The 21076-nt window shown below is 66.7% G+C and carries 17 protein-coding genes; 12 read left to right on the top strand and 5 right to left on the bottom strand.

The window, feature by feature from the left end; genetic code table 11:
• The first annotated feature begins 1 nt into the window (after position 1).
• From AC5P5S_RS07775 to AC5P5S_RS07750, 6 genes are all read left to right on the top strand, one after another.
• Positions 2-361 carry a GntR family transcriptional regulator gene (locus AC5P5S_RS07775; protein ID WP_231336600.1) on the top strand — a complete coding sequence of 120 codons (360 nt, stop codon included), beginning with the start codon at positions 2-4 and terminating at the stop codon, positions 359-361.
• The gene (locus AC5P5S_RS07770) at positions 361-1236 is read left to right on the top strand and encodes an ABC transporter ATP-binding protein (RefSeq protein WP_062607394.1); all 876 of its coding nucleotides are present in this window, start codon (positions 361-363) and stop codon (positions 1234-1236) included. Before AC5P5S_RS07775 ends, AC5P5S_RS07770 begins: the two co-directional genes overlap by 1 nt.
• Positions 1233-2261 carry an ABC-2 transporter permease gene (locus tag AC5P5S_RS07765; RefSeq protein ID WP_005410263.1) on the top strand — a complete coding sequence of 343 codons (1029 nt, stop codon included), beginning with the start codon at positions 1233-1235 and terminating at the stop codon, positions 2259-2261. The genes AC5P5S_RS07770 and AC5P5S_RS07765 overlap by 4 nt, the downstream gene beginning before the upstream one ends.
• Positions 2262-2286: 25 nt before the next feature.
• Positions 2287-3174 carry a DUF4097 family beta strand repeat-containing protein gene (locus AC5P5S_RS07760; protein WP_231336601.1) on the top strand — a complete coding sequence of 296 codons (888 nt, stop codon included), beginning with the start codon at positions 2287-2289 and terminating at the stop codon, positions 3172-3174.
• Positions 3175-3204: 30 nt separating this feature from the next.
• A complete protein-coding gene (locus AC5P5S_RS07755) occupies positions 3205-3816 on the top strand; it encodes a YggN family protein (protein ID WP_005413931.1) in 612 nt (203 codons plus the stop codon).
• A gap of 100 nt (positions 3817-3916) precedes the next feature.
• Positions 3917-4342: a hypothetical protein gene (locus AC5P5S_RS07750; protein ID WP_005413932.1), complete on the top strand. Its 426-nt coding sequence runs from the start codon at positions 3917-3919 to the stop codon at positions 4340-4342.
• A gap of 103 nt (positions 4343-4445) precedes the next feature.
• On the opposite strand, the gene AC5P5S_RS07745 is transcribed toward AC5P5S_RS07750, so the two are convergent.
• The gene (locus AC5P5S_RS07745; protein WP_012480781.1) at positions 4446-5873 is read right to left on the bottom strand and encodes a class II fumarate hydratase; all 1428 of its coding nucleotides are present in this window, start codon (positions 5871-5873) and stop codon (positions 4446-4448) included.
• 293 nt (positions 5874-6166) lie between these two features.
• On the opposite strand from AC5P5S_RS07745, the gene purB reads away from it, so the two are divergent.
• From purB to lpdA, 6 genes are all read left to right on the top strand, one after another.
• Positions 6167-7534 (top strand): adenylosuccinate lyase, encoded by a 1368-nt coding sequence (gene purB / locus AC5P5S_RS07740; RefSeq protein WP_012480782.1) that lies wholly within the window; start codon positions 6167-6169, stop codon positions 7532-7534.
• A 679-nt stretch (positions 7535-8213) separates the two neighbouring features.
• On the top strand, positions 8214-9629 hold the full coding sequence (locus AC5P5S_RS07735; protein ID WP_062607399.1) for a ribosomal protein uL16 3-hydroxylase: 1416 nt from the start codon (positions 8214-8216) through the stop codon (positions 9627-9629).
• A gap of 8 nt (positions 9630-9637) precedes the next feature.
• Complete coding sequence (locus tag AC5P5S_RS07730) at positions 9638-10534, top strand: GNAT family N-acetyltransferase (RefSeq protein WP_012480784.1); 897 nt, start codon at positions 9638-9640, stop codon at positions 10532-10534.
• A gap of 186 nt (positions 10535-10720) precedes the next feature.
• Positions 10721-13552: a 2-oxoglutarate dehydrogenase E1 component gene (locus AC5P5S_RS07725; protein WP_231336602.1), complete on the top strand. Its 2832-nt coding sequence runs from the start codon at positions 10721-10723 to the stop codon at positions 13550-13552.
• 40 nt (positions 13553-13592) lie between these two features.
• Positions 13593-14795, top strand: a complete 1203-nt coding sequence (gene sucB, locus AC5P5S_RS07720) for a dihydrolipoyllysine-residue succinyltransferase (RefSeq protein WP_005410272.1) — start codon at positions 13593-13595, stop codon at positions 14793-14795.
• Between the two features lie 63 nt (positions 14796-14858).
• Positions 14859-16295, top strand: a complete 1437-nt coding sequence (lpdA, locus tag AC5P5S_RS07715) for a dihydrolipoyl dehydrogenase (protein WP_005410273.1) — start codon at positions 14859-14861, stop codon at positions 16293-16295.
• A gap of 161 nt (positions 16296-16456) precedes the next feature.
• On the opposite strand, the gene AC5P5S_RS07710 is transcribed toward lpdA, so the two are convergent.
• The 4 genes from AC5P5S_RS07710 to AC5P5S_RS07695 all read right to left on the bottom strand — a co-directional run bounded on the left by AC5P5S_RS07710 (position 16457) and on the right by AC5P5S_RS07695 (position 20912).
• Positions 16457-16702, bottom strand: a complete 246-nt coding sequence (locus AC5P5S_RS07710; protein WP_005410274.1) for a hypothetical protein — start codon at positions 16700-16702, stop codon at positions 16457-16459.
• Positions 16699-16911 carry a hypothetical protein gene (locus AC5P5S_RS07705; protein WP_049397919.1) on the bottom strand — a complete coding sequence of 71 codons (213 nt, stop codon included), beginning with the start codon at positions 16909-16911 and terminating at the stop codon, positions 16699-16701. The genes AC5P5S_RS07710 and AC5P5S_RS07705 overlap by 4 nt, the downstream gene beginning before the upstream one ends.
• 168 nt (positions 16912-17079) lie before the next feature.
• Positions 17080-18669 (bottom strand): alkaline phosphatase D family protein, encoded by a 1590-nt coding sequence (locus AC5P5S_RS07700; RefSeq protein ID WP_012480785.1) that lies wholly within the window; start codon positions 18667-18669, stop codon positions 17080-17082.
• Positions 18669-20912 carry a TonB-dependent receptor family protein gene (locus AC5P5S_RS07695; protein ID WP_033835432.1) on the bottom strand — a complete coding sequence of 748 codons (2244 nt, stop codon included), beginning with the start codon at positions 20910-20912 and terminating at the stop codon, positions 18669-18671. The genes AC5P5S_RS07700 and AC5P5S_RS07695 overlap by 1 nt, the downstream gene beginning before the upstream one ends.
• Positions 20913-21076: the final 164 nt, after the last annotated feature.

Genomic DNA, 21076 nt, shown 5'->3' with positions numbered 1-21076 from the left:
TATGAGCGACATCCAGTGGAGCGACGGCGCTCCCATCTACCGTCAGTTGAAGGAGCGCGTGATCGCCATGATGCTCGACGGAATCCTCAAGCCGGGCGATGCCCTGCCTTCGGTGCGCCAGGTGGCCGCCGATTACCAACTGAACCCCATCACCGTTTCGCGCGCTTACCAGGAACTGGCCGACGAAGGTCTGGTCGAAAAGCGCCGCGGGCTGGGCATGTTCATGACCGAGCAGGCCGCCACGCAGCTGCGCAGCAGCGAGCGCGAGCGCTTCCTCAATGAAGAATGGCCGGCCGTGCTGGAGCGCATCCAGCGCCTGGGCCTGAGCCCCGACGAATTGCTGCCCCAGGGGAAAGTCTGATGAATAGCACCGCAAGCGAACCGGTCATCACCGCCCGCGGCCTGCGCAAGGCCTACAAGTCCACCGTTGCCCTCGACAGTGCCAGCTTCAGCATTCCGGGCGGGCGCATCGTCGGCCTGATCGGTCCCAATGGCGCCGGCAAGACCACCGCGCTGAAGGCCATTCTTGGCCTCACCTCGGTGGAAGGTGAGTTGAGTGTGCTCGGGCGCGACCCGCGGCTGCACCGCGACGAACTGATGAACGACATCTGCTTCATCGCCGACGTCGCCGTGCTGCCGCGCTGGCTGAAGGTGCGCGAAGCCATCGATTTCGTCGCCGGCGTGCATCCGCGCTTCGACCGCGCCCGCTGCGAGCGCTTCCTGGCCAACACCAAGCTGCAGCCGAAGCAGCGCGTGCGCGAGCTGTCCAAGGGCATGATCGTGCAGCTGCACCTGGCACTGGTGATGGCCATCGATGCCCGCATCCTGGTACTGGACGAGCCCACCCTGGGCCTGGACATCCTGTACCGCAAGGAGTTCTACCAGCGCCTGCTGGAAGACTACTTCGACGAGCAGAAGACCATCATCGTCACCACCCACCAGGTGGAAGAGATCGAGCACATCCTCAGCGACGTCATGTTCATCCGTGATGGCCGCATCGTGCTCGATGCGGAAATGGACGAGGTCGGCCAGCGTTACACCGAACTGCTGGTCAACGCCGACCAGCTGGAGACCGCACGCGCCCTGAAGCCGATCGACGAACGCAGCCTGGCGTTCGGCAAGACCGTGATGCTGTTCGACGGCGTACCGCGCGCCCAGCTTTCCACCCTTGGCGAGACCCGCAGCCCGGGCCTGGCCGACCTGTTCGTCGCCGTCATGAAGGGGACCTACGCATGAATGCCGTCAACCATCCCGTCAGCCCCCTCGGCACGCTGCGCTGGCTGCTCAAGCGCGAGTACTGGGAAAACCGCGGCGGTTTCCTGTATGCCCCGCTGATCGCCGGCCTGATCTCGCTGGTGATGAGCACCGTCGGCATCGCCTTCGGCCTGTTCGCGCTGAACCGCGCGGCGCGCAACGGTGCGCTGCATGTCGATGGCGAGAGCGTGAACGTCAATGGCCTGGACCTGGCGCTGCTCACCCGCAACATCGACGGCAAGGACCTTGCCGACCTCGGTAACGGCCTTGACCTGACCCTGGTGCTCAGCTCGGCATGGCCGTTCCTGGTGCTGGCCTTCGTGGTGTTCTTCTATTGCCTCGGCGCCCTGTACGACGACCGCCGCGACCGCAGCATCCTGTTCTGGAAGTCGTTGCCGCTGTCCGATACCCAGACCGTGCTGTCCAAGGTCATCAGCGCACTGGTCGTGGCACCGCTGATCGCGGTGATTGCCGGCATCATCACCATGTTCGGCTTCATGCTGATCATCAGCATCGTCGCGCTGATGCACGGTGGCAGCCCGATGGCGCTGATCTGGGGGCCCGCCAGCCCGTTGACCCTGGCCGCTGGCCACCTGAGCTGGATTCCGGTCTACGCGCTTTGGGCCCTGCCCACTGCAGGGTGGCTGCTGCTGTGCTCGGCCTGGGCCAAGAGCAAGCCGTTCCTGTGGGCGGTGATGCTGCCACTGTTTGCCGGCGTCATCGTCAGCACCACCAAGATCATGCCGCTGTTCGGCCTGACCACCGGCTGGTTCTGGCAGAACATCGTCGGCCGCCTGCTGCTGGGCGGCGTGCCCGGCATGGACCTGCTGTACCGCCTCGGCGCAGGTGAAGGTTCGCGCCGCGACCTGGATTCGGTGGTCAGCCTGATGTCCCCCGCCTCTCAGCTGAAGTCGCTGGCGATGCCGGAGCTGTGGATCGGTGCGGCCGTCGGGGCACTGTTCATCTTCCTCGCCATCCGCCTGCGCAAGCGCGCCGGCGAGATCTGATTCCATCCACCCGGAGGCACCACCCATGCGTTCTTTGCTCGCCTGTTCTGCGTTGTTGCTGTTGCCGTTGTCGGCGCTGGCCGCCGATGCTCCGAACTGCAAGTTCACTGCCGCCCGCGCGCTGAAGCTGGACGTGGCCGGTGCCAAGACGGTGGTGTTCGAGGTCAACCAGCATGACCTGAAGGTGGTCGCCAGCGCTGGCGGCGGCCAGCTGGACGGCCGCGCCTGCGCGTCCAGCCAGGAATGGCTGGACCAACTGGTACTGGACCAGCGCAAGGTGGGCGACAAGCTGGTGGTGAGCCTGCGCCGCGAAGGCCGCCAAAGCGGCATCAGCCTGGGCAACAGCTACGCCTGGCTGGATATCCGTGGCAGCGTGCCGGACAACCTGCCGCTGCAGTTCAAGGTCGGCTCGGGTGACGCCAGCGTGGAAAACGCACAGTCGCTCAGCGTGGACGTCGGCTCCGGTGACGCGGTGGCCCGCGGTACCCGTGGCAGCATCCACGCTGCAGTGGGTTCCGGCGACCTCAACATCGATGGCGGCAGTTCGCTGAATCTGCTGTCGCTGGGTTCGGGCGACGTCAATGCCCGCAACATCGGCGGCGATGCCATCACCGGCACTGTCGGTTCGGGTGACCTGAAGATCACCGATGTGCGTGGCAACACACGCCTGGATACGGTCGGCTCCGGCGACATCGAGTTCAAGCGCGTGCAGGGCAGCGTCGAAGTCGGCGTGATCGGCTCCGGTGGCATCGATCTGGCCGATATCGGCGGCAACGTGCATGTGCGCAGCCACGGCTCGGGCGACATCCAGGTGGACGGCGTACGCGGCAGCCTGACCATCGATCACAGCGGCAGCGGCGATATCGAACACCGCAACGTCAGCGGCCGGGTCACCCTGCCGCGCAGCAAGTAATCCTCTTCCACACACGTCCAGGGGAACATCATGAACCTGTTGCGCCTGCTGCCCGCCACCCTGCTGTGCCTGCCGCTGATCGCCTGTGGTGGCACGTCCTCCGCCCCCGACAAGAGCGTCGGCAAGAGCGTCGCCGAAGCCACCAGCGGCGTCGGCCAGACCGTCAAGGAAGCCATGGACGATGCCCGCAAGGACATCGCCCAGGGCAACATCAAGATCTCGGCCGACAAGCAGCCGCGTGCGGAGATCACGCCGGATGGCCGCCTGCTGATCGCCGGCAAGGAGGTCGCCGCCAACGACGTCCAGCGCCGCCACCTGCAGGAGTACCGCGGTCACGTGGTCGCCGTTGCGATGGCGGGCATGGATGTCGGGCTGGCCGGCGCCAAGCTCGGCGCCAACGCCGCCGGTGAAGCGCTGAAGGGCATCTTCAGCGGCGACAGCGAAGGGGTGGAGAAGCGCATCAACGCCGAAGCCGCCAAGATCGAGGCCCAGGCCAAGCGCATCTGCGATCGCCTGCCGGCGATGCTGGCCAGCCAGCAGGCACTGGCGCGCGAGCTGCCGGCGTTCAAGCCCTACGCGACGATGGACCAGAGCGACGTGGACGACTGCGGCAAGGACAACTCGGTCACGTTCTCCAACTGAGACAAATCGACGCACCCGACCGGCTGCGGCCTTCCGTTGCCGGTCGGGCACTGTCGGCGGGCTTACAATGGGGGCCCCGGATGCCCCCGAACCGAACGCCATGAAGAAGTTGTTCCTGCTGCTGGCCACCCTGCTCTGCCTGGGTCTGGTCGGCTGCGACAAGGATTACCGCAATCACCGCGCCGAGCGCGGCAAGCCCAAGATTTCCGTCAGCGAAGGCATGGTGACCGTGCGCCGCCCGCCGGCACCGAACATCATCATCCTCGGCGACGGCACGATGAAGGTGGACGAGATCCAGATTCCGCTGGACGACGGGCAGAAGCAGATGCTGCAGACGATGTTCGGCAAGCTGCAGGTGCTGCGCCAGAACACGCTGGTGGCCGCACCGGCCGATCCGAACATGCAGCCGGTGAAGATCCAGCCGCCGGAGGGCATGGAGGTGATCCCGGCCGACCTGATCCAGCGCATCCCCGAGTTCAAGGATTACACCGACACCTTCGGCAACATCGTCGCCGACCGTCGCTGAAGAAAAACGCCGCCCGAGGGCGGCGTTCTTCGTTTCCGTAGAGTCGAGCCATGCCCGACTCCGGAACAACCGTCGAGCGTGGCTCGACTCTGCAACCGGCAGATCACCCCCCGGCGCCACCACCGCCAGCCTGGATGCCACCAGCAGTCAGCGCAGTCGGGTCCAGCAGGCGACGCAGCTCGGCCTCGTCAAGCCCGCTGTCTTCCAGCGCCACGTCCAGCACCGGGCGCTGTTCCTTGTAGGCACGCTTGGCAATCGCCGCTGCCTTCTCGTAGCCGATGATCGGGTTCAGCGCGGTGACCAGGATCGGGTTGCGCGCCAGCGCCTCGGCCACGCGGTCCTCGCGCACCTTCAGCCCTGCGATCGCGCTGTCGGCCAGCAGCCTGGACACATTGGCCAGCAGGCCGATGCCATCGAGCAGGTTCACCGCGATCAACGGCAGGGTGACGTTGAGCTGGAAGTTGCCGGTCTGCCCGGCCACGGTGATCGCGGTGTGGTGGCCGATCACCTGCGCGCAGGCCATCACCGTGGCTTCCGGAATGACCGGGTTGACCTTGCCCGGCATGATCGAGCTGCCCGGCTGCAGTGCCGGCAGTTCGATCTCGCCCAGCCCGGCCAGCGGACCGGCGTTCATCCAGCGCAGGTCATTGGCGATCTTGATCAGTGCCACGGCCAGCGCATTGAGCTGGCCCGACAGTTCCACCGCATCGTCCTGCGCGGCCAGGCCTTCGAACTTGTTCTCGGCGCTGTCGAACTTGAAGCCGGTCTGCTGCTTCAGCGCCTTGGCCACCTGCGCGCCGAAGCGCGGGTCGGCGTTGATGCCGGTACCGATGGCGGTGCCGCCCAGCGGCAACCGGCGCACGCGCTTGAGGCTGTCTTCGATGCGCTCCTGCGCCGAGGCCAGCTGCGCCGACCACGCACCGAATTCCTGCTCGAAGGTGAGCGGCATCGCGTCCATCAGGTGGGTACGGCCGGTCTTGACCACCTTGCGCAGGCTGCGGCCCTTCTTGTCCAGGGTCTTGCGCAGGTGCACCAGCGCCGGCAGCAGCTGCTCGTGCGTCGCCAGCACCGCCGACACCCGCAGCGCAGTCGGAATCACGTCATTGGAGCTCTGCCCCTGGTTGACGTGGTCATTGGGATGCACGGTGGTCTTGCCCGCCTTGCCGGCACGGTTGGCCAGGGTGGCGATGACCTCATTGGCATTCATGTTCGACGACGTGCCCGAACCCGTCTGGTAGACGTCGATCGGGAACTGCGCGTCCCAGTTGCCGGCGGCCACTTCGGCAGCAGCGGTCTGGATGGCCTTGGCCACATTCTTCGGCAGGTGGCCCAGCTCGGCGTTGACGCCGGCGGCTGCGCCCTTGACCAGGCCCAGGGCGCGGATGAAACCGCGCGGCATGCGCTGGCCCGACACCGGGAAATTCTGCACGGCGCGCTGGGTCTGGGCGCCCCACAGGGCATCCGCAGGCACCTGCAGCTCGCCCATGCTGTCGTGTTCGATTCTGAAACCCTTGCTTGCAGCTTTGCTCATTGCATCAACTCCGCACTACTTCAGTTGGGGAAAGGGAAGCGGCGGCTGGCAGGGTGTCGCTTCCCGGGCTGGCGGCTGCGGCCACAATACTCCCTTGCCCGCAGCATGGGATGACGAGGGCGGGCCAGATCGTTCCACCTGCACGGCCGTTCTGCGCGCGCAAGGGTAGTGCCGGCCGCTGGCCGGCAACCACGCCCGGCCTACGCCGCCATGGCTTGCCGGCCAGCGGCCGGCACTAGCTGACCGGCACGTCGTAGAATATGGCCCCCGCCGCTCGTCCCAGCCCTGCCGACATGTCCGATTCCGCCCTGCTCGCCCTGTCCCCGCTCGATGGCCGCTACGCCGGCAAGGTCGACGCCCTGCGCCCGATCTTCTCCGAATACGGCCTGATCAAGGCCCGCATCGTGGTCGAGGTGGAATGGCTGCTGGCGCTGGCCGCCGAACCGGGCATCGTCGAACTGGCGCCGTTCTCCGACGCCGCCGTCGCCCGCCTGCGCGAGCTGGCGGCCCGCTTCAGCCCGGCCCAGGCCGCGCGCGTGAAGGAGATCGAGCGCACCACCAACCATGACGTCAAGGCGGTGGAGTACTTCATCAAGGAACAGCTGAAGGACGACGCCGAGCTGGCTCCGGCGCTGGAATTCGTGCATTTCGCCTGCACCAGCGAAGACATCAACAACCTCAGCTACGGCCTGATGCTGGAACAGGCCCGCCGCGAGGTGCTGCTGCCGACCCTGGACGGCATCGCCACCACGCTGCGCAACCTCGCCCACGCCCAAGCCGGCCAGCCGATGCTGTCGCGCACCCATGGCCAGACTGCCTCGCCGACCACGCTGGGCAAGGAGCTGGCCAACGTGGTCGCGCGCCTGGAGCGCCAGCGCAGGCAGATCGCCGCGGTCGAGCTGACCGGCAAGATCAACGGCGCGGTCGGCAACTACAACGCCCACGTGGCCAGCTACCCGGACGTGGACTGGCCGGCCTTCGCCGAGCGCTTCGTGACCGGCCTGGGCCTGGTGTTCAACCCGTACACCACGCAGATCGAGCCGCACGACAATGTTGCCGAGATCGGCGATGCCGCGCGCCGCGCCAACATCATCCTGATCGACCTGGCCCGCGACATCTGGGGCTACATCTCGCTGGGCTACTTCAAGCAGCGGCTGAAGGAAGGCGAAGTCGGCTCGTCGACGATGCCGCACAAGGTCAATCCGATCGATTTCGAGAATGCGGAAGGCAACTTCGGTATCGCCAACGCGCTGTTCGAGCACTTCAGCGCGAAGCTGCCGATCAGCCGCTGGCAGCGTGACCTGACCGATTCCACCGTGCTGCGCGCACTGGGCACCGCGTTCGGCCACAGCCAGGTGGCGCTGGATTCGCTGGCCAAGGGCCTGGGCAAGCTGGAAGTGAACCCGCAGCGCCTGGATGCCGACCTGGACGCGGCCTGGGAAGTGCTGGCCGAGGCCGTGCAGACGGTGATGCGCCGCCACGGCCTGCCGAACCCGTATGAGCAGCTGAAGGCGCTGACCCGCGGCCAGGGCATCACGGCCGAGTCGATGCGTGCGTTCGTGCAGGGGCTGGAGCTGCCGGCGGATGCGAAGCAGCGCCTGCTGGAGATGACCCCGGGCAGCTACACGGGTCTGGCCGAGGCCCTGGCGAAGAAGATCTAAGGGGTTTCCTTTGCGGCGGCGGCCGCGGGCGCTGCCTGCGGCAGGCAACGGCAACGGCAACGGCGACAGCAACATCAACGTCCAGAGCGGCTCTGGATTGCTGCTAGCTGGGCGGGGCGGGAGGGGCCAGCGGGACACGCCGTGAACCCATCCATGGGGGCTCGATGGCGCCATCCATGGCGCCAACGGTCCCGCTGGCCCCTCCCGCCCCACCTCTGACAGATTTCCGGTGACGGATCGAAGAGCGTGGAGGTTGTCGAAACGGAATTTGAAAGAGGGACGCGGCTTCGCCGCGTCCCTCTTTTGTTTTGGGATGAGCAAGCGCAGCGCGCGACCCGCTGTTGCCTTTGATCTTCTTCTTTCCATTCCGTGGCGGGCCGCGCAGGAAACTGTCAGGGGCCGGGCGGGGTGGGTTCGCGGGACCGTTGGCGCCATGGATGGCGCCATCGAGCCCCCAGGGACGGGTTCACGGCGTGTCCCGCGAACCCACCCCGCCCGGCCCAGCCCATGAAGCCAGCGCTTTGCGCGACCAACCACCCCGCCACGAGGGGCTCCGCCGTTGGCCGGACACCCCGCGACAAACCCGCGCACGTGCGCAATCCCGGCGAACGGCGGACAATGGAGATCTCAGGCGGCCCGCTGCGCCGCCCCTCCCGCTTTCCGCTGCAAGGATTCCCCCATGGCCGCCCGCAAGTCCTCCGCCCCCCTCATCGAAGTCACCGCCCGCCCCGGCCAACCGCTGGGCATGGCGCCGGCCACCTTCCTGCGCGACTTCTGGCAGAAGCGCCCGCTGCTGATCCGCAACGCCTTCCCCGACTTCCAGACCCCGCTGCAGCCGGAAGACCTGGCCGGGCTGGCCTGCGAAGAAGGCGTGCTGGCGCGCCTGATCGAGCACGACAAGACCCAGGACGGCTGGCGCGTGCGTACCGGCCCGTTCCAGGAAGACGTGTTCCCCGCCCTGCCCGACCATGACTGGACCCTGCTGGTACAGGACGTGGACAAGTGGGACCCGGACGTGCGCGCCCTGATCGAGCACTTCAGCTTCCTGCCGCGCTGGCGCATGGATGACGTGATGATCAGCTTCGCCGCCACCGGCGGCTCGGTCGGCGCCCACGTCGACCAGTACGACGTATTCCTGCTGCAGGCCCACGGCCACCGCCGCTGGCAGATCGATGCCAGCGAATCGATCAAGGGCAGGCAGCCGCCGCTGGGCTTCCGCCCCGACGTGGAGCTGAAGCTGCTGAAGGTGTTCAAGCCCACCCACGACTGGGTGCTGGCGCCGGGCGACATGCTCTACCTGCCGCCGAACGTGCCGCACCACGGCGTCGCCGAAGACCCCTGCCTGACCTTCTCCTTCGGCATGCGTGCGCCGTCCTCGGCCGAGCTGATCAGCGACTACCTGGACACCCTGATCGCCGATGCCGACGAGAACATCCGCTACCAGGATGCCGACCTGAAGGTGCCGGCCGACCCGAACGAGATCGACACGGTGGCGATGGCGCGGGTGATCACCGCGCTCAACGCCATCCGCATGAACGATCCGGACAAGCTGGGTGACTGGTTCGGCCGTTTCATCACCACCTACCGTGCGGCCGGCGAAGTGATGGCTCACCAGGCCGCACCGGCACTGGAGGAAGTGGTCCAGGCCCTGGCCTCGGGCCTGCTGCTGCAGCGTCATCCGTGGGCACGCCTGGCCTGGCGCCGGGCCAAGCGCGGCGCCAGCCTGTACGTCAGTGGCCAGGACTTCGCGCTGCCGGTGAAGGACGCGCAGCGCCTGGCCGGCGCCGAGCAGCTCGATGCCGCCGCCTATCGCGGCCTGTCCGACAAGGGCCGCGCGGTGGTCCAGCAGCTGTTGGTCGGTGGCGTGTTCCAGCTGATCGATCCGAACGAGGTGTATGACGCTGAAGATGAGGATGACGGCGAAGACGCCGTGGTGCTCGGCGAAGTGGTCGAAGGCCGTGACCGTGTCGACGCGATCGACGCCGACGCGGTGTCCGACGATGTCCACACCGTGACCGTGCACGACGACGGCATCGAGGTCATCGTCAACTTCGAGGATCACGACGAAGACGACAGCGACGACGGTCGCGCCTGAGCCCTGCCATGGTCCGGGTCCAGCAGGTCAGCCACGCCGACGCCCACGTTGCCATCCACGACGTGCGCCAACGCGTGTTCGTGCAGGAACAGGGCATCGCCGCCGAACTGGAACGCGATGCGCTGGACCCGCTCAGCGCCCATGTGCTGGCGCTGGACAGTGACAACCAGCCGGTCGGCACCGGTCGGCTGGCCCCGGACGGCCGCATCGGCCGCATGGCGGTGTTGGCCAGCCATCGCAGCCACGGGGTCGGTGAGGCCCTGCTGGAGGCACTGGTCGATGCCGGGCGCAGGCTCGGCCTGGCCGAGCTGCACCTGCACGCCCAGCTGCCCGCCCGCGATTTCTATGCCCGCCAGGGCTTCCTGCCGGAAGGCGAGGTATTCGAGGAGGCCGGCATCGGCCACCAGCAGATGCGCCGCCGGTTGGGCGCGGCCAGTGCCATCGACAGCCGCGAGCAGGCGGTGGCCATCACCACGGCCATCGTCCACCGCGCCCGCCGCCAAGTGTGGCTGCACAGCCGTCAGCTGGACCCGGGACTGCTCGACGCGCCGCCGGTACAGGCCGCCCTGCGCCGCTTCGTCACCGCCCGCCACGACAAGCAGCTGCGGGTGATCGTGCACGACGCCGCCGCCATCGCGTCTGCCGGGGCGCCGCTGCTGGCCTTGGCTCAACGCCTGCCCAGTGTGATCCAGTTCCGCGAGGCCACCGATCCGGTCGACCGTGCGCTGGCCTCGGCCTGCCTGCTCAACGACGCCGGCGACTTCTACTTTCGTCTGATCGGTCATCGCCTCGACGGCGAGGCAGGCGTCGCACTGCCTGCACGTTCGCAGCCGTTCGAGCAGCAATTGCAGCGGGTCTGGGACCGTTCGCGCGATTGCAGCGAACTGCGTGCGCTCGGCATCTGAGCGGGTACCGCCCACTCAACCTGTCTGGAAGCGGCACCGGGGGACCCGGGATGCCCGTTTTGGTGCCCCTTCCTGTCCGGATGGGGGTACAATTTGGCTGTTTGAACGCGCCCGCGCAGGGCTATTCATCTTCCTGCCGGGTCCTTCTGAAGCCATACCCCACAAAGCGAATCAACACCCTCCATCGTGGACAATCAACTGAAGCAGTTTGCGCAATCTTCGCAGCTCGCCGGCGGCAACGCCTCCTATGTCGAGGACCTGTACGAGCAGTACCTGGTCTCCCCGGACAGTGTCGATCCCAAATGGAAGACCTACTTCGACGGCTTCAAGGGCCGCGAAGCAGGCGACATTCCGCACTCGGCCGTCATCTCCCACATTGCGGACGCGGCCAAGGAAGCGCTGAAGGCCGGCACCGGCAACGGTGCGGGCGACGAGCGTGAACGCAATGTCGGTCGTCTGATCACCGCCTACCGCTCGCGCGGCCACCTGGACGCCCGCCTCGATCCGCTGGGCCTGGCCGCGCCGGTCAACACCCCGGACTTGGGCCTGCCGTTCCACAGCCTGTCCGATGCCGACCTCAACAGCGAGTTCAGCACCGGCGGCGTCGGTGGCCAGCCGCGCATGAAGCTGCGCGACCTGCTGGCACGCCTGAAGGCGACCTACACCGGCTCGATCGGTGCGGAGTTCATGCACATCTCCGAGGTCGAGCAGCGCCAGTGGATCTACAAGAAGCTGGAAGCAGCCGGCGGCAACTACCAGCTGGACGCTGACACCCAGCGCCGCACCCTGGAGCGCCTGACCGCGGCCGAAGGCCTGGAGCGCTACCTGCACACCAAGTACGTCGGCCAGAAGCGCTTCTCGCTGGAAGGCGGCGACTCGCTGATCCCGATGATGGACACCATCATCCGCAACGCCGGCAAGGATGGCGTCAAGGACGTGGTGATCGGCATGGCCCACCGCGGCCGCCTGAACGTGCTGGTCAACACCCTCGGCAAGAACCCGCGCAAGCTGTTCGACGAGTTCGAAGGCAAGTTCGAGCACGACGAGCACGCTTCTGCCGGCGACGTGAAGTACCACATGGGCTTCTCGGCCGACGTGGCTACCGACGGCGGCCCGGTGCACCTGGCGCTGGCGTTCAACCCGTCGCACCTGGAAATCGCCGACCCGGTCGTGGCCGGTTCCGTGCGTTCGCGCCAGGAGCGCCGCAAGGACACCGCACGCAAGCAGGTCATGCCGATCCTGATCCACGGCGATGCGGCCTTCTCGGGCCAGGGCGTGGTCATGGAGCTGTTCCAGATGTCGCAGGCCCGCGGCTTCGCCGTCGGCGGCACCGTGCACATCGTGGTCAACAACCAGGTCGGCTTCACCACCTCCAACCCGCTGGACACGCGCTCCACGCGCTACGCCACCGACGTGGCGAAGATGATCGCCGCCCCGGTGCTGCACGTGAACGGCGATGATCCGGAAGCGGTGGTGTTCGCCGCGCAGCTGGCCTTCGAGTTCCGCCAGAAGTTCGCCAAGGACGTGGTCATCGACCTGATGTGCTACCGCCGTTGGGGCCACAACGAGGCCGACGAGCCGGCGATCACCCAGCCGCTGATGTACCAGGTGATCCGCAAGCACCCGACCACCCGCGAGATGTACGCCGAGCAGCTGGAAAAGTCAGGCGTGATCGCTGCCGGTGCCGGCAAGGCGATGGTCGATGCCTACCGCGAGAAGCTCGATGCCGGTGAAGTGACCACCGAGCTGGCCAAGGTCGAGAAGACCCCGCCGACCAGCCCGCTGTTCGTCGATTGGCCGAAGCTGCTGGAAGGCAAGCTGTCCGACCCGGTCTGGACCAAGGTCGAGAAGAACAAGCTGGTCGAACTGGCCAAGCTGATCAACACCATTCCCGAAGACGTGCAGCTGCACTCGCGCGTGGCCAAGGTCTATGACGACCGCCGCAAGATGGCCGCCGGCGAGATCCCGGGCGACTGGGGCTTTGCCGAGAACCTGGCCTACGCCACCCTGCTCGACGAAGGCCACGCACTGCGCCTGGTCGGCCAGGACGTCGGTCGCGGTACGTTCACCCACCGCCACGCGATCCTGCACGACCAGAAGACCGACAACTACTACATGCCGCTGCGGCAGCTGGTGGATTCGCCGGAGAAGGCCACCGTCATCGATTCGCTGCTGAGCGAAGAAGCGGTGATGGCCTACGAGTACGGCTTCTCCACCACCGATCCGAACACGCTGTGCATCTGGGAGGGCCAGTTCGGCGACTTCGCCAACGGCGCCCAGGTGGTGATCGACCAGTTCATCGCCGCCGGTGAAGCCAAGTGGGGCCGCATTTCCGGCCTGACCCTGCTGCTGCCGCATGGCTATGAAGGGCAAGGCCCGGAGCACAGCTCGGCGCGCCTGGAGCGCTTCCTGCAGCTGTGTGCACTGGAGAACATGCTGGTGGTGGTTCCGTCCACCCCGGCACAGGCCTTCCACATGCTGCGCCGCCAGCTGCACCTGACCACCCGCAAGCCGCTGGTGGTGATGTCGCCGAAGTCGCTGCTGCGCCACAAGCTGGCCGTGTCGACCCTGGACGAACTGGCCAACGGCGAGTTCCAGCACCTGATCGGCGACGCCAGTGCGGACGCCAAGAAGGTCAAGCGCGTGGTGCTGTGCTCGGGCAAGGTCTACTACGACCTGCTGGAAGACCAGACCAAGCGTGGCCAGGACGACGTGGCGATCATCCGCGTGGAGCAGCTGTATCCGTTCCCGCGTGCGCTGCTGGCTGCCGAGCTGAAGAAGTACGGCAAGGCCACCGACGTGGTGTGGACGCAGGAAGAACCGCAGAACCAGGGTGCGTGGTACCAGATCCGCCACCACCTGCAGTTCTGCCTGGCCGACGGCCAGAACCTGCACTACGCCGGTCGCGCACGTTCGGCGTCGCCGGCTGCCGGTCACATGGCTGACCACGTCCGCGAACAGCAGCAGCTGATCGCCGACGCGCTGGTCAACCCGTTCAACGACACGTTCGCTGAATAATCCTCCCCCTATTTAGAAGACAAACCAGGAAGCTCCCGCAATGGCCACCGAAGTCAAAGCCCCGGTACTGCCCGAATCCGTCGCCGACGGCACCATCGCCACCTGGCACAAGAAGGTGGGCGACGCCGTCAAGCGCGACGAAAACCTGCTTGACCTGGAAACCGACAAGGTCGTCCTGGAAGTGCCGTCGCCGGTCGACGGCGTGCTGAAGGAAATCAAGTTCGCCGAAGGCTCGACCGTGACCTCCAGCCAGGTCGTGGCGATCATCGAAGAAGGCGCCGTGGCTGCTGCCCCGGCTCCGGCTGCCGAAGCCGCTCCGGCTGCAGCCGCTGCCCCGGCCGCTGCTGCTCCGGCCGCTGCCGCCGCTCCGGCCCCGGCCGCCAAGTCGGCCGCCGATGCGCTGCCGCCGGGCGCCCGCTTCACCGCCATCACCGAAGGCGTGAACCCGGCCGACGTCGACGGCACCGGCCGTCGCGGCGCGGTGACCAAGGAAGACATCGTCAACTTCGCCCGCAACGGCGGCGCCGGCAAGGCCGGTGGCGCACGTCCGGAAGAACGCGTGCCGATGACCCGCATCCGCAAGCGCATCGCCGAGCGCCTGATGGAGTCGAAGAACTCCACCGCGATGCTGACCACCTTCAACGAAGTCGACCTGTCCAAGGTCTCGGCGGCGCGCAAGGAACTGCAGGACGAGTTCGTTAAGGCACACGGCATCAAGCTGGGCTTCATGAGCTTCTTCGTGAAGGCCGCCGCCAACGCGCTGCAGCGCTTCCCGCTGGTCAACGCCTCGATCGACGGCGACGACATCATCTACCACGGCTACTCGGACATCTCGATCGCCGTCTCGACCGAAAAGGGCCTGGTCACCCCGGTCCTGCGCAATGTCGAGCGCATGTCGTTCGCCGACATCGAGAAGACCATCGCCGACTACGCCAAGAAGGCGCGTGACGGCAAGCTGGGCCTGGATGAACTGCAGGGCGGTACCTTCACCGTGACCAACGGCGGCACCTTCGGTTCGCTGCTGTCGACCCCGATCATCAACCCGCCGCAGAGCGCCATCCTGGGCATGCATGCCATCAAGGAGCGTCCGATCGCCCAGAACGGCCAGGTCGTGATCGCGCCGATGATGTACCTGGCGCTGTCGTACGACCACCGCATCATCGACGGCAAGGACTCGGTGCAGTTCCTGGTGGACATCAAGAACCAGCTGGAAAACCCGGGCCGCATGCTGTTCGGCCTGTAAGACACCTCCCGCCCCTCCGCGCCTGCGCGGAGGGGTTCTGGTAATGCATCAAGGAATAATTCAATGGCTGAACAATTCGACGTCGTCGTCATCGGTGCCGGCCCGGCCGGTTACCACGCTGCCATCCGCGCGGCCCAGCTGGGCCTGAAGACCGCCTGCATCGACGCAGCGCTGGGCAAGGACGGCAAGCCGGCCCTCGGCGGCACCTGCCTGCGCGTGGGCTGCATCCCGTCCAAGGCGCTGCTGGATTCCTCGCGCCAGTTCTGGAACATGGGCCACATCTTTGGCGACCACGGCATCAGCTTCAAGGATGCCAAGATCGACGTCGAGGCGATGGTTGGCCGCAAGGACAAGATCGTCAAGCAGTTCACCGGCGGCATCGGCATGCTGTTCAAGGCCAACAAGGTCGCTGCCTATTATGGTTTTGGCGAACTGCAGCCGGGCAACGTGGTCAAGGTCACCCAGCATGACGGTTCCATCGTCGAGCTGAAGGGCACCAACGTCATCATCGCGGCCGGTTCGGATTCGATCGAACTGCCGTTCGCCAAGTTCGACGGCGAGACCATCGTCGACAACGTCGGCGGCCTGGACTTCACCGAAGTGCCGAACCGCCTGGCGGTGATCGGCGCCGGCGTCATCGGCCTGGAACTGGGCAGCGTGTGGAAGCGCCTGGGCGCGGAAGTCACCATCCTCGAAGCCATGCCGGAGTTCCTGGCGGCTGCCGACGCCGAAGTGGCCAAGACCGCTGCCAAGGAATTCAAGAAGCAGGGCCTGGACATCAAGCTCAATGCCAAGGTTTCCAAGACCGAGATCACCGGCAAGGGCAAGAAGAAGGAAGTCATCGTCACCTACACCGACGCTGAAGGCGAAAAGACCCTGACCGTGGACAAGCTGCTGGTGGCCGTTGGCCGTCGCGCCGCCACCAAGGGCCTGCTGGCCGAAGGCACCGGCGTCAAGATCAACGAGCGCGGCCAGATCGAAGTCGACGCGCACTGCCACACCGGCGTCAACGGCGTGTGGGCGGTCGGCGACTGCGTGCGCGGCCCGATGCTGGCGCACAAGGGCTTCGAGGAAGGCATCGCGGTGGCTGAGCTGATCGCCGGCCTGCCGGGCCACGTCAACTTCGACACCATCCCGTGGGTCATCTACACCGAGCCGGAACTGGCGTGGGTCGGCAAGACCGAAGCCCAGCTGAAGGCCGAAGGCATCCCTTACAAGGCCGGCAGCTTCCCGTTCGCCGCCAACGGCCGTGCCGTGGCGATGATCGAGCCGGCGGGCTTCGTGAAGATCCTGGCCCATGCCGAAACCGATCGCATCCTCGGCATGCACCTGGTCGGCGCCAACGTCTCCGAGCTGGTGCACGAAGGCGTGCTGACCATGGAGTTCAGTGGCTCGGCCGATGACCTGGCCCGCATCTGCCACGCCCACCCGTCGCTGTCGGAAGTGATCCACGACGCGGCGATGGCGGTCAGCAAGCGCGCCATCCACAAGGCGAACTGATCGGGATCATGGTCGGTGCCGACCGTTGGTCGGCACTCACCTGCAGACGAAAAACCCCGCCTTGGCGGGGTTTTTTGTTGCCCGTTTTCCTGCAGAGCCAAGCCCATGCTCGGCTCTCCGGTCGGCAGCCGCGGAGGGTGAAGCCGAGCGTGGGCTCGGTTCTACACCTTTCCAGCCGGCTTCTTCGGCGGATCGTCACAGATGCGGTGCTGGGCCACGGTTTCACCGGCCTTCCACTCCTTCACCACCCGGCAGCGCTCCTTGGGTTTGACCGCCTTGGCCGCTGCCGCATCCGCCTCATCGGCAGCGGCGGCCTGCTGGCGTTCCAGCCATGCGGACGGCGGGACCGGTGTGGCCAGTGCCGGCCCCGCGAGCAATGCCAGCGCGACCAGCAACACAGCCCTCATGCCGCCACCGGGCCGCCGCCGAGCAGGCGCGCGGGCAGCATGAACAGCGCGCGCAGGAACGCAAACAGCGCCGAGAAGGTGATGCCGACCATGCGGAACGGCAGGCTCAGCAGCCACACGAACGGCCAGGCGATCAGGGCGAGGATCGCCAGCGGCCAGCACAGCACGAACAGCAGGCACCACACACCGAGCGCGAACAGGGTCTTCATCACGGTCTCCTTGTGGCGGCACCTTGCCGCCTGCGGACACCTTGGCGCCCCGCTCTGGCCGCCCGCAAACGGTTTGCGACGAAACCCGGCTCGGGGCGATGAATCCGGTGGTGGGGAAACCGAAGATTGATCAGGTTGCCGGCCAGCGGCCGGCACGACCGAACGGATTCACACCGGCACTGCGCCCGGGCGGCCGTGGGTGACCTGGAAGCGCGCCGCAGTGCGCACCGGCGCATCCGCGTGCAGCACGCTGTCGGCGAAGCGCAGCTCCGCATCCACGGTCTGCCGGTTCAGCTGCAGCTTCCACCAACCACGGCGGTCACCGTCGAAATAGCGGATATGCGGGTTCTGCGGAATCGACGAACCGTAGTACGGGCCATAAGGCGTATCGTCGCCGCCGCTGCTGATCGCCGGAGCGATGAATTCGGTGGCGACGACCGGCGCGCTGGCCGCGTCGAAATCCAGCTTCAGGTCGTTGACGAAGGTGGAATGCCAGTCACCACCGAGCACGATGGCATTGCCCTGCCCGCCTGCCTGCATCGCCTGCAGCAACCGCTTGCGTGCGGCGGGATAGCCGTCCCAGGCATCGTTCCAGAAGCGCTCTCGCGCCGTGCCGCCGTCCAGCCGCAGCTGCGCCATCAGCAGCTGCTGCACCACCACGTTCCAGCGCGTGCCCCGTGCGGCCGCCATCGACTGCGCGAACCAGGCTTCCTGGCCCACGCCCAGCATGCTAATGCGTGGATCCAGCGCAGCGTCGCAGCGCGGCGACTCGCCCACCCCGCAGGGATTGGCCGGACGGAACTGGCGGCAGTCGAGCAGCGCAAGCTGTGCCAGATCGCCGTAACGCAGGCGCCGATGCACGCGCAGGCCACCGTTGCCCGCAGGCGTACTACGCATCGGCAGGTGTTCGTAGAACGCGCGGTAGGCCGCCGCGCGGCGAACGATGAAGTCCTCCGTCGAGACGCCGGGCTTCTCCGGATGGATGCCGGAGTAATCGTTCTGCACTTCGTGGTCGTCCCAGATCACCGCGAACGCGTGGGCGGCGTGCGCGGCCTGCAGATCGGGATCGAGCTTGTACAGCGCGTACTGGTCGCGGTAGCGCTCCAGGCCGACGGTCTCGCCACTGAAGCGTTCCGCATCCAGCGTGAGACCACGCGCGTTCTGCAGTGGGCTGTACTCGTACAGGTAGTCACCGGCATGCAGCACCAGGTCGACATCATTCTTCGCGATATCGCGCAGCACCGGGTAGTAGCCACTGTTCCAGGCCTGGCAGGTGCACAGGGCCAGCCGCAGCTGCTGCAGCTGCGTGTCGGGCAGCGGCGCGGTGCGGAAGTGGCCGACCGCGCTTTCCTCGTCACCGTCGCAGGCAAAACGGTAGTAGTAGTCGCGGCCTGGGCGCAGGCCATTGACCTCCACGTGCACCGAATGGGCCAGCTCGGGCACTGCCGCGGCGACGCCACGCTGCACCAGCCGGCGCATGCCCGGGTCTTCGGCCACGAACCAGCGCACCGGCACCGCCCGCGATGGCATGCCGCCGCCGTTGAGCGGGTCCGGCGCCAGACGCGTCCACAGTACGGCTCCCTGCGGATCCGGATCGCCGGCGGCGACGCCCAGGGTGAACGGATCACGCCCCAACCGCGGGCGTGGGCCGGCCGTGGCCAGCCCCGGCATCGCCGCCAGTGCGATCGCCGCCCCCGTGCCCTGCCACGCCATGCGCAACAGGCGACGACGGCTTTCCGGATCGACGGGGCCGCGCATCAGAAGTGCACGGTGGCGGTGGCCATCACCTGCCGCGGCGCGCCAACCTGCATGGTCGCCAGGCTGCGGGTCGGGTCGGCGGCGTAGGTGCCGTTGGTGTTGATCGAGGACAGGTAGCGCTTGTCGGTCAGGTTGGTCAGGTTCAGCGCCACGGTCAGGTTCTGCGCCGGGCCGAGCTTGCCGAAGTCATAGGCCACCGAAGCGTTGACCAGCCAGTAGCTGGGCACCGACACGTCGTTGGTATAGGTCACGTAACGCTTGCCGACATGGTTGGCGGCCAGGCGCAGGTCCCACGGGCCCGGGGTCCAAGCCAGGGTGCTGGCGAACATCCATTCCGGGGTGTCGACGGTCTTCTTGCCGCGGGTGGGCACCACGCCGTTGTTGACGTAGTCGTTGTCGTAGGTGCTGTCATTCCACGACAGCGCGTTGGACCAGGTCAGGTCCTGCATCGGCTTCAGCTGCAGGGTCGCCTCGGCGCCGCGGCTGGTTACCGAACCGACGTTGGAGAACAGCGCCGGGCAACCGAGGATGCCCACGCACTGCGCGATGGCCAGCAGACGGTTGTCGAACTTGACGTCGTACACCGCTACCGAGGCTTCATAGCCCTGGCCGTAGCCGCGCCAGCCCAGCTCGATGGTGCGCGACTGTTCCGGTTTCAGGTTCTTCGCGCTGGCATCGAAGGCGGCCTGCGGCACGTTGAACGGGCTGCCCACGCCCAGCGCGTAGGCGGCCACGTTCTTGGCGAACGAGCCGAAGATCTCGTTGCCCTCGTTGAGCTTGAAGTTGAAGCCCGCCTGCGGGAGCAGGCCCTTCTTCGAGGTCAGGCTGCTGTTGTTGGCATAGCTGCCCAGCGGCGTGCGCACGCGGGTGCGGGTGTGCGGCGACTTCGCGCCGATGTCGATGGTCAGGCGGTCATCGAACAGGCGGAAGCGGTCCTGCACGTAGAACTGGCGGGTGATGGTGGTGTAGCGCTGGTGCCACACGCGCTGGTCCGGATTGCGCAGGAAGAAGTCGTCAGTGATCGGGCCGTCGATGTAGTAGAAGTTGCGCTGCACGCTGTGGCCGTTGTCTTCGTACCACAGGCCCGCCTCCAGTTCGTGGCCCGCCACGTTCCAGGTGAACGCCGAGGTTACGCCGGTGCGGTCGATCGCATACTCGGTGGTGCGGATCGAGATCGGGATCTCGCGGCTGGTGCCCGGGTTGGACGGATTGGACGGGCTGAACCAGTGGCCCTGGCCACGGTTGCTGTGGTTGTAGACGTTGACCTTCAGGCGCATCGACTCGTTCAGGCCGAAATCACCGGCAATGCTGGACACATCGTCATTGCGCAGGCCGTGGCCGGAGTAATAGGCGTCCCACGGGCTGTTGACGCCACCACTGTACTTTCCGCGTGCAGCAGCCACCGCGCGATCCCAGTCCGGCGCGTAGTTGTCCCAGTCCCAGCCGAGGCGATCGATCATCTCCAGCGACAGGTCCTGGTAGTCGGCCTCGACACGGCGCGAAGCGTTGAACAGCGCGGTGATCCTGCTGTCCGTGCCGAAGTTGTAGGTGGCCTTGCCGTTGAACTGCTTCAGTTCCTGCGAGCCCTTGCCCTTCCACTTGTCGCCTTCGGAATACACGCCGGACAGGTAAGCGGCAAAGCCCTGGTGGTCGCCGGTATCGAGGCGCGCATAGCTGCGGCGCGCATTGTCGCTGCCGAAGCTCTGTGCCAGCACGACCCCATATTCGGTGGACGGATCGATCGAGTAGAACTGGAACACGCCGCCGAGGTTGCTGGTGGACGGCGTACCCAGCGCACCAATGCCGGTGGAGACCTCCGCACCGCCCAGGTTCTCGCTGATCACCGCGCGGCTGATGTGCAGGCCGTTGCTGTTGCCGTAGGCCATGTTGCCCAGCGGGATGCCATCGAGGGTGTAGCCCAGGCGATTCTGGTTGAAGCCACGCAGGCTGATGCTGGTGGACCATTCGTAGGCGCCGGTGGCATCGGCCGATTCGAAATGCACGCCCGGCTTGGCCGCCAGCAGCTTCAGCGGGTTGGCACCGGGCGGCAGGACCTTCATGTCCTCGGCGGTCACGCGCTGCACCTGGCGGGCTTCGCCGCGGCCGATCACCGAGATCGAATCGAGAGTCGTGGCCGACTGCGCGTCGGTCGCCGGGGCGGTTTCAGCGACAGCCAGCGACGGCAGCGAAGCACAGACCAGCAGGGCCAGCAGATTGCGGCGAAGCGGAGCGTGGGACGGCATGGAGGCGGATTCCTTGGGCACGCTGGACGCCGAAGGGCGGCGTCGAAGAGCAGCAGCGGCGGAATCGTAGAAGCCTCGCGTTACATGTCATTTACACGCCACGTACGGAAGATTGGCGTTCTGAATGGTTTGCAAGCCGTGGGGTGGTTGCCGGCCAGCGGCCG

This window comes from Stenotrophomonas sp. YJH_SMC_54 (assembly GCF_059368435.1).
This window is presented reverse-complemented; position numbering and strand designations above follow the sequence as displayed.